This window comes from Haloarcula salina, assembly GCF_010119195.1.
GTDB classification, from domain to species: Archaea; Halobacteriota; Halobacteria; order Halobacteriales; family Haloarculaceae; genus Haloarcula; species Haloarcula salina.
In genome coordinates this window covers 609,015-622,220 of sequence record NZ_WRXL01000001.1, presented here as the reverse complement: position 1 = coordinate 622,220, position 13,206 = coordinate 609,015, and the positions used below count along the sequence as shown (strand labels likewise).

Below are 13,206 nucleotides of genomic sequence, written 5' to 3'. Positions count from 1 at the left end.
ACTCGTGTGGCCAGGACGGCAAAAGGGCGACGGATTGGGGCGGTCCCGCGTCAGTAGCCGTCCTCGGTGTCGTCGTCGCTCTCGTCGGGGGCGTCCGACCCACCGTCGCCGTGTTCCTCGGGGGCGTCGCCGCCCTCCCGCTCGGCGCGCCACTCCCGGACGATGGTATCGCCGCTCGACGCGCCGATGCGCTCGGCCCCGGCCTCGAACATGGCCTTCGCCTCCGCCCACGAGCCGACGCCGCCGCTCGCCTTCACTGGCAGGTACGTGCTCAGGATCTCCACGTCGTGGACGGTCGCGCCGCCCTCGCTGAAGCCCGTCGCGGTCTTGAGGTAGGCGGCGTCGGCGTCGGCGACGAGTTGGCCGACCCGCTCCAGTTCGTCGTCGGTCAGCAGCGGCGCTTCGACGATGACCTTCACCGGGATCGGCACGCTGGCGACGACCTCGGTGAGGTGGTCGGCCACCGCGTCGTCCTCGCCGGCCTTGAGGAGGCCGACGTTACAGACCACGTCCAGCTCGTCGGCCCCGGCGTTCCAGGCGAGCTTCGCCGCCCGGCAGACCGCCTCGGTCTGGCCCTGGCCGTGGGGGAAGTCGACGACGGCCGTCAGCGGGACGTTGGCGTAGTCGGTCGCCAGCGGGAGGTAACACGGCGCGATGCAGGCTCGCGTCCCGTACTGCAGGGCCTCGTCGAGACAGGTCCGAACGTCGTCCGGCGTCGTGGTCGGCCCGAGGACCGTGTGCTCGATCCGGTCTGGCAGGTCGTCCATAGGCCCGGGTGACGCGCGGGCGGTACGTAAAGACAGCGGGCGCGTGCCGGCGTCGAGGTGTAAATGACCGCGACCGTGGCAGATAATTCCAACGCCGCCGCGGGCCGGAAGCTTTTCCCTTACAGACACCGGCGTGGGGGACATGGTACTGCCTTCGGGGCTCGCGCTGCCGCCGGTCGAGTACGCGGTGGCGCTGCTGGCCGGGACGCTCGTCGTGACGGCGCTGCTGTACGCCCTCGAACCGCCGATCGACCAGCGGACCGTGGTGGCGCTGACGCCGTGGATGGCGCTGGGCGGGGCGCTGCACGCGCTTCACCAGCCACCCATCGAGGCCTACCGCCCCGTGGTCGCGCCGCTCTTCGGCGCTCCGGCGGTGTATCTGACCACCTACGTCACGCTCGGGGCGATCTGGATCGCGCTCTCGCTGTTCAGCGTCCGGCGCGGCCACAGCGAGACCATCTCGCGGAACCTCGGTCTCGTCGGGACCGGCTTTCTCACCGTCGTGCTCGTCCTCAGCGTCATCATGGCGCTGCGATCCGACCTGCTCGCGCTCGTCTGGCCGACCGTCTCGGTCACCGTCGCCGCGGTGCTCGCGGCGCTGACGGTCCTCGCCGTCGCGCTGTGGCGGACGCCCACCGTGGTCCGAATGCGCTACGCGGCCCCGACCGTCGTGTTTGCCCACGCGCTCGACGGGGCCTCGACGGCGGTCGGCGCGGACGTGATCGGCGTCACCGAGCGCACGCCCATCCCGGCGCACATCATGGAGTTCGCCGCCTCGCTGCCGACGGCCCCGTATCTGGGTCGGGGCTGGCTGTTCGTCCTCGTCAAGGTCGTCGTCGCGGTGGCGATCGTCGTCCTCTTTGACGACTACCTCGAGGAGGACCCCGTCGAGGCGAGCCTCCTGCTCGCCGTCGTCACGGCCGTCGGACTCGGCCCGGCCGCGAACAACGTCGTCCTGTTCCTGTTCACCCCGGTCTGACCGCGCGACGTAACGCTCATACGCGGGGACCGCGAGGGTTTCACCGTGCTCGAAGTCCCCCTGACCCAGTGGGCCGCGATCTGTGCGGTCGCCGGCGTCGTCACCGGCCTGCTGCTCAACATCCCGATGGTCACGCAGTCCGAGGGATACCTGCCCGCCTACGTGGCCGCGGGCGGGCTCTCGGGCGTCGATCCGACCGAGGCGAGCGACGCGCTGGCGGTCGCCGTTCACCACGTCGTCGCGGTCGTCGCGTCGCTCCTGTACGGCGCGCTCGTCGCGGTCCTCTCGCTGGTGTTGCCCACGGCCGTCTCGCTCGGCGGTCTCCCGCTCGTTCCGCACCTCGTCGGCGCGGTGACGGTCACGGCGTCGATCTTCGCCTTCTTCGCTCGGATCGCCATGCCGCGGTTCGGTGGGAACCTGCGGGACGACGCCGACGAGATCGTCGAGCAGTGGGCGCTGACGGCGTTCATCTACGGGACCACGCTCGCGCTGCTGGTCCCGATTCTCGTCATCCAGTTCTGAGGCGGCCGGACCGGTCGCCGCCGGCCTCCGTGACGCGACGGCGTCGTCGCTTCGCCGACTACTATATGCTCCCGTTCGATGTGGCCGCTATGGCGAAACAGCCCCACCTGCTCGTCGAACCGGGCGACCTGACCGACATCGCGCTCGTCCCCGGCGACCCCGGGCGCGTCGACCGCATCGCCGGGCTCTGTGACGACCACGAGGTCGTCTCGCAGAACCGCGAGTACAAGGTCGTCAACGCGACCTACGAGGGCCGCGAGCTGACGATCTGCTCGACCGGTATCGGCTCGCCCTCGACCGCCATCGCCGTCGAGGAACTCGAAGCGGTCGGCGTCGAGACGCTCATCCGCGTCGGGACGACCGGCGCGCTCCAGCACGGCATCGAGATCGGCGACATGGTCGTCGCCAACGGCGCGGCCAAGGACGAGGGAACGACGAAGCGCTACGAGGACGTGGAGATTCCGGCCGTCCCCGACTACGACGTGCTCTCGTCGCTGGTCGACGCCGCCGAGGCGAACGAGGAGCGCGCGGCCGGGACGGCCGCGGATGGGGCGAGTGGCGAAGCCGCGAGCCGAGTCCACGTCGGCCCCATCGCGACGGACGACGCCTTCTACGCCGAGACCGACGAGTACGTCCGCGACTGGGAGGCCGCGGGCCTGCTCGCCGTCGAGATGGAGGCGGCCGCGCTGTTCTCGCTGTGTCGCCGCAAGGGCCTGCGCTCCGGCGCGATCTGTACCGTCGACGGCAACCTCGTCGAGGGCACCCAGAAGGGCGAGACCGACGACAGCGAACTACCCGAGAAGGCCAAGAACAACGTCGAGCGCGCCATCGAGATCAGTCTGACCGCCGCGGCGTCGCTGTAGCGGTCGCACGTCGCCCGCTACCGGGCTGTGGCGTCGCTCCGCTGCCGACGGCGGAGGGCTTAACAGACCGTCTCTCGTGCATCGACGTATGCTCGACCGTCTCCGAGACCGGATTCGCGCGGCGGTCGCGCGAGCGCGACGGGTCGAGCGACGCGAGGTGCGGGACTTCAGGCGCTGGGCGGAGGTCACCGACAACCTCGTCCACCTCTCGATGCTGGTGGTCGTCCCGCTCGCCATCGCGCTCGTGACGGCGCTGGCGAACGCGGTCCCGCGGCTGACGTTCCTGCTCTTTCCGCCCCTGGCCGCCGGGACGTACACGCTGTTCGTCGACCCCACCGGCAAGTACTCCGAGCCGGGGCGGTTCGTGGCGGGACTGACCATCGGGGCCGTCTGCGGGTTGGTCGCGCTCGCCGTCTCGAACGCGGTTCTTCCCGCCTCGTCCGGGCAGTTCCAGGCCAGCGCCCTCGGCGCGGGACTGGCGGTGTTCGCCACCGGCGTCGTGACCTGGCCGCTCGACATCGAGGAGCCGTCGTCGTACTCCACCGCCCTGCTCGCGCTGCTGGTGGGGCCGAACCAGCGGGCGGCGTTCGTCGGGAGCATCTTCCTCGCGAGCGCGCTCGTGGCCGGCATCTTCGTCGTCTGGCGCGACCAGTTCTACGAGCGGCGCGCCTCGTACCTCTACGAGTCGATGACCGGCGACGACCACGTCCTCATTCCGATGCGCGGTGAGTCCGCGGGGCGGACCGCGATGCTCGGTGCGCGCCTCGCCGCGGCCCACGAGGCCGGCAAGGTCGTCCTGCTGGACATGGTCCCGGACGACGACGCCGCGGCCACCGAGGAGGCGCTCCTGCGCGATACGATCAGCGTGGACATCTTCTCCGAGGGAGGCCGCGACGGTTCGCCGACCGGCGGCGACCCGCCGGTGGCGGACCAGCGACTCGTCGGCGACGGCGGCGACCCGGCCGACGCCGCGACGGACCACGCCCGGACCGACCTCGACGCGCAGGTGAACTGGCTGGAGACGCACGCGGACCGCATCGAGACGCGGACCGGCGTCCCCTGTCAGGTCGTGGTCGCCACCGACGACGGGTCGCCGGCCGCGACGACGCTCCGGACCGCCGAGGAGACGAACTGCGACCTCATCGCCGCGCCCTACGAGACCCAGCGCGGCGCGCTGTCGCCGTACCTCAAGCGCCTGTTGCAGAGCGAGTCGGACGTGGTCGTCCACCGCTCGCGGGGCGACCGGACGCGCTGGAAGCGCGTGCTCGTCCCGGTCCGGTCGGTCAGCGACGTGTCGCACAACATGATCGACTTCGCCTGTCGGCTGGCGGGCAAGAGCGGCCGGATCGCCGTCGCGACCTGTATCGGCCCGCGCGGCGACCGGCGGCGGGCGGAGGAACTGCTCGCGGACCTCATCGAACCGTTCGAGGGCTCCTTCGAGACGCGGGTCCCGCGGACCGACATCCTGTCGTTCCTGTCCGAGACGGGGCCGCAGTACGACCTCGTCGTCATCGGCGCGAGCCGCGACCGGAGCGCGGCCTCGCGGTTCGTCTCGCCGCCGACGTTCGAGCGCCTCGAAGACGTGGACACGGACGTGGCCATCGTCGACCGCGGGCGGACGTAGCGGGCTCGCGGCGAGCCGTTCACACTCACGGTCGTTCGTTACAGCGTGTGTCTGCGCCAGCGGCGTCGAAACCGTCACGCCAGAGGCGGCCGCGGACAGCGTGTGACAAAAGCGTTCGCTGTAGGGAGATACAGCCACAGTGCATCCCGTCTCGCTGACCGAATACCGCGATCCGCGGGTCTCGACGGCGGGAGCGACGCGGTGTCGGTCGAGACCGCTCACCCATAGATTTACCGGCACGCCGGCCGATTCCGGTGTATGAGCGGGTTCAGTCACGAGACGGACTCTGAACCAGAATTCGACGGCGACGTCGAGCGAGATTCGCCCTCCACCGCGGAGCGAGACCATCTCGGAACAGAGTTCACCGAAGAACGGATGCTTCCCGCGGAGGCGTTTTCGCTGCTCGGAAACGACACCCGCATCGACATCTTGCAGGCGATGCTGGACGAGAACGCCGACAAGGCGCCGGTCGGCTTCACGGACCTGTTCGAACGAGTCGAGATGGCGGACAGCGCCAACTTCAACTACCACCTGCAGAAGCTCACCGGCCACTTCATCAAGCAGACCGAAGACGGCTACGAGTTCCGTCACCCCGGTCGAAAGGTCGTGAGCTCGATATTCGCCGGCACGCTCACCGACCGCGCACAGCTCGGGTTCTTTCCGGTCGACGGCTCCTGTCACACGTGCGACGGCGACCTGCACGGGTGGTACGTCGACGAGGTTCTCACCATCGCCTGCGTCGACTGCGCGACCGTTCTCGTGCGGTATCCGTTCCCACCCGGGGGGATCGACGAGCGAACGCCCGAGGAGCTCCTCCAGGCGTTCCACCACTACGTTCGGCACCACTACTGCATCGCCGCCGACGGCGTCTGTCCCGAGTGCACCGGCCCCGTCGAGACGGAACTGGGCTACGAACCGGCGCAAGCGGACCCTCTCGACGTGACGGTCGAGCACACGTGCCAGCGGTGCGGGTACGACCTCCAGTCGAGCGTCGGCGTGAACCTCCTCGACAACGCCGAGGTGCTCCTGTTTCACTCCGAACGCGGTATCGACCTGAGCACGGAACCGTTCTGGCACTTCGAGTGGTGCGTGAGCGATGCCTGTACAGAAGTCCTGTCCGAAGACCCGTTGCGCCTGCGTCTCGACATCTCGTGTGCGGGGGACGAGCTACGCGTCGTGCTGGACGAGACCCTCACGGTGACCGAGACCGCGAGACGGGAACACCTCTCGTATTAGTCACGCGCACAAGCGATCGGTTAGAAAGGCGGCCGGCCGCTGCTGCCCACGGTCGAAAGCGGGGTTTCCGCCCGTCAGTGGCCGCCTATTCGAATAGCTGTACGGCCTCGTCGTATCGGGAACTGGGTTCTTCCCAGTCGACGACCTCGAAGAAGGCGTCGACGAAGTCGCCGCGGGCCGGGCCGTAGTCGTAGTAGTACGAGTGCTCCCAGACGTCGAGCGCCAGGATGGGATGGCTCCCCCAGAGCGCGCCCTGGTCGTGCTTGTCGACCGTGACGGTGCGCAGTCGGTTGCTGAAGCTGTCGTAGACCAGCAGCGCCCAGCCACCGGCGGCGGCGGACGCGGCGGCCTCGAACTCGCCCTTCCACGCCTCGTAGGAGCCGAAGTCCTCCTCGATGCGGTCCGCGAGGTCACCCGTCGGCTCGTCGCCGCCCTCGGGGCTCATCGACTGCCAGAACAGGTCGTGGAGGATGTGCCCCGAGCCGTTGTGGGTCACGTTGCCGATCGCCGAGGCCGTCGAGGAGTAGTCACCCTCCTCGCGGTTCTCCGCGAGCGTCTCTTCGGCGCTGTTCCAGCCGTTGACGTAGCCCTGATGGTGGGTGTCGTGATGCCACGTCAGGACCTGTTCGCTGATGTGCGGTTCGAGTGCGTCGTAGTCGTACGGGAGCGGCGGGAGTTCGTAGTCTGCCATTTGTATCGACAGTATCGGCCAGGTGCGAGAGGACTATGAGCGTTTTCTGTAGCGCAGTATAGTAGCGGTTCCGTCACGTGACCGACGCACGCCAGAGTGGTGGGAACCGCGATCGACCGCACCCGACTCCATCGTGACCTGATAGCCATTTTTCCCGCTCGCTCGCCCGAGCGCCTGGTTCGCCGATCGAGCGAACGCGACCACGGGACCCGAAACGGATCGGGGGACAACTTCGATGCCGGCCTCAGATGTCTGCGTCGTCTTCGTCTTTCACGTCGAGCAAGTGGTCGGCGATGTTCTCCATGCCTTCCCGCCCGAGCGCGGACTGGACGATGAGGTGGCCGCCGAGGACCGCCGGGCTGATGACCGTGTCTGCGCCCGCCCGCCGGAGCTTCTCGATGTTCTCGCGGTCGGTTGCGGCGGCGACGATGTTGACCGTCGGGTTCAGCGTCTGGGCGGTGAGAATCGCCAGCGCGTCCTGGGCGTCGTCGTTGGTCGCCGCGACGACCGCCGACGCGTCCTCGATACCGGCCCGCTGGAGCGGTTCCTCGTCGCTCGGGTCGGCGGTCAGCACGTTGATGTCCTGTTGTTGCAGTCGAGTCGCCGCGTCCGTGTCCGGCGTGATGACGATGAAGTCGACCGCGTCCGCCAGTTCTTCGATGATCGGTTCCGTAAGGTCGCCGTAGCCGAGCACCAGCACGTGGTTCTCGAGCAGATTGAGTTGTGCGTCAGACATGTTTCCGAGGGCCTCCGAGAGCCGCTTTTCGATGGCCGGACCGAGCAGCGACCCGAGCGCGATGGCGAAACTGGCCGTCCCGAGGACGACGACCGACATTCCGAACAGCCGAGCTTGCGGGCTCTGTGGCGTGATGTCGCCGTAGCCGACCGTGCTGGCGGTGACCAGCGTGAAGTAAAAGGCGTCGGTCAGCGTCGAGATGCCGCCGAACTCGTCGCGGAGCGCGTAGGCCCCGACGGTCCCGTACACCTGCGCGCCGACCAGCGCCGCGCCGGCCGCCAGCTGGGCCGTCGAGAGGTCGATCGGTCGGTCGAACCGTCGGCGGTTCAACAGCATCGTCGGCAGCGACAGCAGCGAGAGGACGACGAGGGGCAGCGAGAACGCCGAACTCTGGACGAGTCCCTGCAGCGCCGAGACGGGGAGCAAGACGACGGTGACGTACCACGCGATCCGCAGCCGCCGGCGGAGTCCGAGCACGCTGACCAGCAGCGTGAACCCGGTGAGCGCGCCGGTGAAGCCGGCGGCCCGCTGGACGCTCCGCGGGATGTACGCGGCGAGCGGCCCAGTGATGGATACGTCGCTGATGTTGACGACGCCCGTGGCGAACGAGAGGATCGCCACCAGGACCGGGAGCAGGATGGTCGCCCGCGCCCCCAGCCAGTCCCGCGGTCTGTCCATGTCCATCCAGATTGTATGGGTGGGCGTAAATGTACTGTCTGGGACCCGTCCGCCGGAAGCGATTTACTACCGGACGCGCACGGTGTGGACATGGCTTCCCTCCCGATCGAGATTCTCATGGGCATCTATCTGGGGCTGCTGGTGGGAGTGATCCCGGCGCTCGTCTCCTGGGCGCTCGGCTTCATCTTCAAGTACTTCACCGGGGTGAGCGTCCCCGGCTTCGGTGTCGTCGTGCTGGCGATCGCGCTCGCCGGCGTCAGCGGCGGCCTCCTCGCACTCGCCGACCGGTCGATCACGCAGGCGCCGAACGCCGAGCGCGTCGTCACCGCGATCCTCCTCGTCGGGATGGTGTCGATGTACGCCCACAGCAAGGGCGACCAGCTCGGCGCGAACTTCCCGAAACGGCTCTCGCTGAAAGGCTTGCGTGACAAGCGCCTCTCCGCGGACGTGGTCGAATTCGTCGGCGGCCGGGACGAGGTCCGCATCCAGATCGTCGGCGAGATCGCCGATATGGAGGGGTACCCGCCGCTGCCGGAACCGCTCCGGGCCGACATCCGCGGCGAGGAGTGGCGATTTCCCGCTGACCTCCGCATCGGGGAACTCGAACGACGCATGGAGGAGCGGCTGAAGTCCGAGTTCGACCTCGGCGACGTCGCCGTCACCATCGACGAACAGGGCCGGGCGTCGGTGGCTGCCGCACCGCCGTTCTCGGGGCTCTCGAAGCGCGTGGGCGACGGCCGACACGCGGTGTCAGTCGACGCGCTCTTGCCCACGGGCCTCGCCCGCAACGACGAAGTGACGGTCCTGACCGAGGACGCGCAGATCCGAGGCACCGTCCTCAGCGCGCGGTCGGCAGAGGCCGCCGACGAGACGCCAGTCGACACGCCCGAGGAGCCGGACATCGCCGACGCGGAACAGCCGGCGGCCCCGATTCGGGCCCCCACGACCGACGGCGGCGAGGGCCGACTCACCGTCGCCGTCACCCGGACCGACGTCCAGCCTCTCCTGCGCTCGGCCGCGCCCAAGGTCGTGGTCGAGCCGCGGGGCACGCACCGCGAGTACGAACTCGTCTCCTTGCTCCGGCGGGCCGGCAGCCGGTTCCGGCGACTCACCGTCCGCGCCGAGGGGGCCCTCGACGGGGTGACGCTCAGCGACGCGCGGGTCCGCGACACCTACGGCGTCGCCGTCGTCGCCATCCGGAAGCCCGACGGCTGGCAGGTCGCGCCCCACGGGACGGCGGCCGTCGAAGCGGGCGACGAACTGTACGCCGTCGGGGGGCGCGACGCCCTCGACGGCTTCGAGGAGGCGGTAGCGTGACGTTCGCGCTCCTCCAGAGCGGTATCGTGCTCCAGGGCGACTCGACGATGGATCTCGTCGTCGAGATGCTGGCCCAGTTGCTCGGCGTGGCGGTCGCCGCGGGCGGCATGTCCGCGTTCACGGCACTGGTGTATCGCTGGTACGTCCGCGAGCGCGTTCAGACCGGAGTCGCCGTCCTGTTCGGATTGACCGTCGTGGTGCTGTACCTCGGAACGACGACGGCGCTCGGCCAGGTCATCGGGGGGCAAGACGAGGTCCTCGAACTGCCGCGGGTCCTCGGAAACATCTCGGCGTTCGTCGTCGGCGGTCTCGGCGCGTACACGGGAACGCGGGTCGGCGACCGGCTCGGCACGGACCTGTTCGCGGCGACGGCGCGCGGCGCGGTCGACGCCGACGTGAGCGAGATCGTCCAGACGGTCGGCCGGGTCACGTCAGTCCGCCTGCCGGAGGACGTCGACGACATCGTCGGCTACGACCCGTCACCGGACGCGACGAAGAAGAAGCTCGCGAACCGGCGCTTCCTCTTCCCGCGCCGGCTGACGAAGGCCGAACTGCGCGAGCGGCTGGTCGCCCGGCTCAAGACGGACTACGGCGTCGGCCACGTCGACCTCGAACTGGCCGACGACGGGACCGTCGAGTACCTCGCCATCGGCTCGCGGGCGGCCGGAATCGGCCCGACGCTCCCCCCGGCGACCAACGCCGTCGCCATCCGGGCCGACCCGGCGAACGCCGCGAGCGCCGGCGACCTCGTCCAGGTCTGGGAGCGGAACCCGGCGACGCGCGTCCTCACGGGCGAACTCCGGGGGGTCGCCGGCGACGTGGTCACGGTGGCTATCGACGCCGCCGACACGCCCAAGCTCGACCCGCAGACGTCGTACAAGCTGGTCACGCTCCCGGTTCAGGAGCGTCCCGACCGGGAGTTCGCCTCGCTGCTCCGGGCTGCCGACGAGACGATGGGGACCGCTACGGTCGGGCGCGGCAGCGAGGTCGCGGGCCAGACGGTCGGCGCGCTGGAGGTCACGGTGATCGCCATCACCCGCGACGGCGAGTCGCCGGAGACCATTCCGTCCCGGGAGCGCGTGCTGGCGGCCGGCGACACGCTCTACGCCATCGCGACCCCGGACGCGCTCCGACGGCTCGAACAGGCCGCCGAGGGGGCGGACGAGGAACCGACTGAGGGCGGCCACGCCGACGAACTCAACGCGCCGGCGGGACCGGCAACCACCGATTCCGAGTCGGCGGTCGGTGAGTCGGCGATGAGTGACGGCTCGGCGGACGAGACCGCTGCGGATACGACGGCCGACGACACCGAAACCGCTGACACAGTAGCCGACGACGCTGTCGGCGACACCGCCGAGGCGTCCGGCGACGAACCGTCCGGCGACGACCCCTTCGACGCGATCCCCGACGCCGAGGGGGCCGACCCGCTCGACGAACTCACCGAGGGCGACGATGGCGACGACCCCGTGGAAGTGTGGGACCCGGCGGAGCGAATCGGCGACTCGGCCGCAGGGGACGAAGACGGCGAGGCAAGCGGCGACAGTAACGGAGCCGAGCCGAACGACGACGCGACGGCTCGCGGAACGACCGACGAAGCGGGCGACGACGTGACGGCGGATCCCGCCGAAGCCGACAGCGGGCGAGAGACGGCTACAGACGACGATTCCGAGTCCGACGGCCGTGGCGACGGCGAGCGCGATACCTCCGCCGAAGGCGACGACACCGAGCGGTCCGGCTGAGTCGCCGGACGGCGGTTCGGAACGCTCTTTTGGCCGACGGACCGAGTGCGACTATGGAGTGGAAGCTGTTCGCACACCTCCGCGACGCGGTCGACGGCCAGTCCGTCAGCGTCGACGTCGAGGGGGACGCGACGGTCGAGACGGCGCTCGACGCCCTGCTCTCGGCGCGCCCGGCGCTCGCCGACGAGGTGCTCGACGAGGACGACGAACTGGCCGACCACGTTCGACTGCTGGTCGACGGCGAGGACCCGTTCGCCGGCGGCGACGGCCTGGCGACGCCGGTCGATAGCGACACCGAACTCGCGCTGTTTCCGCCGGTCAGCGGCGGGTGAAGAGCGCTCGCGTCACGCCCGTCCGATCGTCGTCCGGCCCGAGACGACGATGCGGAAGCCGTCCCGGTAGTCCGTGTCGATGGTCGGCTCCCAGCCGTGGGTCTCGGCCAGCAACCGCAGGTTCGGGAGCGGCAGTCCCGACTGGCCGTCCGGGATCGCTTGCCCGTACGTGAAGAACGGTGCGGGGTCGTCGCGGGCCGGCGGCTGGCCGTCGTCGGTGATCGTGAATCCGTCGTCGGTGACCGCGACCGACACCGACGACGCGCCGTTGTGCGCCGCGAACCGGAACGCGTTCTCGAGCAGGGTCTGCAGGCGCGGCGGGTCGGCCTCCACCGTGCCGTCCGCTTCGACGGTGAGCGCGAGGTCGCCGACGTCGGCGGAGCGGAGCGCGCGCTCGGCGATGTCCGCCACGTTCACGGGTCGCGTCGATTCGACGGTCTGTCCGTGCTGTGCGAGCCGAGCGAGCTTGTTGACGACGTCGGTCATGTGGTCGGCCGACTGCGAGGCGGTCTGGAGCGATTCGCGGGCCCGGTTCACGTCGCCGTCCGTCAGGGCGCTCCCGGCGATGTCGACCCGTCCGTTGACGGTCTGGAGCGTGTTGAGCAGTTCGTGCCGGATGGCGGCGGCGAACCCCTCGAGCTGTTCGTTCTGCCGCGAGAGCTCTCGGCGCTGGCGCTCGACCTCGGTCACGTCCGAGAGGACGAGCATCTCGCCGATGTTGGTCTGTCCGAGGGCGAAGGAGGTCCCGCTGACGAGGTAGTAGTGAACGTCGCCGTCTTGGGCGTGTTCGAGTATCTGCTCGTCGCTGTCGAGGGCGCGCTCGACGTTCGGAAGCGCGTCGCCGAGTCGCTCGCCGACCGTTCCGTCGAGGACCGGTAACGTCGACGCCGCGAGGTCGTTGTACTCGCGGATCCGACCGGCGTCGTCGAGGTAGATGACCGGATCGTCGACGCCGTCGGTCAACTGGACGGCGAGGAACGTGGTGTCGAAGACGTAGAGGACGCCGACGGCGAACACGACGACTCCCAGCGGTTCGTAGTTGATGTCGAGCAGCCGGTCGCTCGCGAACCCGACGATGTCGAGGAGGACCGGGAGCCCGGCCACGCCGACGAGCGCGACCAGCGGTCGCGTGTCGTAGTCCGATTCGGTACAGAGTTCGTACAGCATGAAGAAGCCGACGGCGACAAGCGCGTACGAGAGCCCGGTCACGAGCCAGTGGAACGTCTGGTGTTCGATGGTCAGGTGCGGGAACGGCGTCTGAACGACCACCGTCTGGAAGTACAGCCCGTGGATCGGGTTCGACACTTTGACCGCGACGATGGCGAGGTAGACCCCGACTGCCAGCCGGCGGTACGGCGCGGCCCGGTGGAGCGACCGCCCGGTGTACGCCGAGGTGAAGTAGAGCCACGACCCGACCGTCGTCAGGCCGACGACGAGACTGAGCAGGTAGGCGGCGTACTGCAACTCCGGCGTCGGCGCGAGCAGGAACGCCAGTTCCAGCGCGGCCCAGCCGCCGCTTCCGGCGAGCAGGCCGACGAGACCGCGCCGCGTGTCGGGGTCTGCGATCCGGAGTGCGCGCGGCACGGCGGCCAGACATCCGATCGTGGCGACGGCGTACGCCATCGTGTAGGCCGCGAACGAGAGTGAGAGTCCGGAGATCCACATTGACTTCGAGTACGGACCGGTCACGTCATGAACGCACTGGCCACGTTTCCAGGGATG

12 protein-coding genes are annotated in these 13,206 nt (G+C 69.5%); 8 read left to right on the top strand and 4 right to left on the bottom strand.

The window, feature by feature from the left end; all coding sequences use genetic code 11:
- Window positions 1-50: 50 nt before the first annotated feature.
- Entirely contained in the window at window positions 51-767 is a 717-nt protein-coding gene (gene deoC, locus GM656_RS03260; protein WP_241692690.1) for a deoxyribose-phosphate aldolase, read from the bottom strand.
- 142 nt (window positions 768-909) lie between these two features.
- On the opposite strand from deoC, the gene GM656_RS03255 reads away from it, so the two are divergent.
- The 5 genes from GM656_RS03255 to GM656_RS03235 all read left to right on the top strand — a co-directional run bounded on the left by GM656_RS03255 (window position 910) and on the right by GM656_RS03235 (window position 5,991).
- Entirely contained in the window at window positions 910-1,746 is an 837-nt protein-coding gene (locus GM656_RS03255) for a DUF63 family protein (protein ID WP_162412213.1), read from the top strand.
- Between the two features lie 45 nt (window positions 1,747-1,791).
- A complete protein-coding gene (locus GM656_RS03250) occupies window positions 1,792-2,268 on the top strand; it encodes a hypothetical protein (protein ID WP_241692689.1) in 477 nt (158 codons plus the stop codon).
- Between the two features lie 89 nt (window positions 2,269-2,357).
- Entirely contained in the window at window positions 2,358-3,131 is a 774-nt protein-coding gene (locus GM656_RS03245; protein ID WP_162412212.1) for a nucleoside phosphorylase, read from the top strand.
- Between the two features lie 88 nt (window positions 3,132-3,219).
- Window positions 3,220-4,755: an HPP family protein gene (locus GM656_RS03240; protein WP_162412211.1), complete on the top strand. Its 1,536-nt coding sequence runs from the start codon at window positions 3,220-3,222 to the stop codon at window positions 4,753-4,755.
- Window positions 4,756-5,013: 258 nt separating this feature from the next.
- Entirely contained in the window at window positions 5,014-5,991 is a 978-nt protein-coding gene (locus GM656_RS03235) for a helix-turn-helix transcriptional regulator (protein WP_162412210.1), read from the top strand.
- Between the two features lie 85 nt (window positions 5,992-6,076).
- Here the strand turns inward: GM656_RS03235 and sod are convergent, their stop codons facing one another.
- Together sod and GM656_RS03225 are read right to left on the bottom strand one after the other, a co-directional pair.
- Window positions 6,077-6,682, bottom strand: a complete 606-nt coding sequence (sod, locus tag GM656_RS03230) for a superoxide dismutase (RefSeq protein WP_162412209.1) — start codon at window positions 6,680-6,682, stop codon at window positions 6,077-6,079.
- A gap of 244 nt (window positions 6,683-6,926) precedes the next feature.
- Entirely contained in the window at window positions 6,927-8,096 is a 1,170-nt protein-coding gene (locus GM656_RS03225; RefSeq protein ID WP_162412208.1) for an NAD-binding protein, read from the bottom strand.
- 90 nt (window positions 8,097-8,186) lie between these two features.
- Here GM656_RS03225 and GM656_RS03220 point away from each other — a divergent pair, with 90 nt between their 5' ends.
- Genes GM656_RS03220 through GM656_RS03210 form a run of 3 tightly spaced genes read left to right on the top strand, consistent with a single transcriptional unit; the run spans window position 8,187 to window position 11,484 of the window.
- Window positions 8,187-9,413, top strand: coding sequence for a potassium channel family protein (locus tag GM656_RS03220; protein WP_174242924.1), 1,227 nt, complete (start codon window positions 8,187-8,189; stop codon window positions 9,411-9,413).
- 47 nt (window positions 9,414-9,460) lie between these two features.
- Entirely contained in the window at window positions 9,461-11,152 is a 1,692-nt protein-coding gene (locus tag GM656_RS03215; protein WP_162412542.1) for a TrkA C-terminal domain-containing protein, read from the top strand.
- Window positions 11,153-11,205: 53 nt separating this feature from the next.
- Window positions 11,206-11,484, top strand: a complete 279-nt coding sequence (locus tag GM656_RS03210; RefSeq protein WP_162412206.1) for a ubiquitin-like small modifier protein 1 — start codon at window positions 11,206-11,208, stop codon at window positions 11,482-11,484.
- A gap of 12 nt (window positions 11,485-11,496) precedes the next feature.
- Here GM656_RS03210 and GM656_RS03205 read toward each other — a convergent pair whose 3' ends face one another.
- Entirely contained in the window at window positions 11,497-13,149 is a 1,653-nt protein-coding gene (locus tag GM656_RS03205) for a sensor histidine kinase (protein WP_162412205.1), read from the bottom strand.
- Window positions 13,150-13,206: the final 57 nt, after the last annotated feature.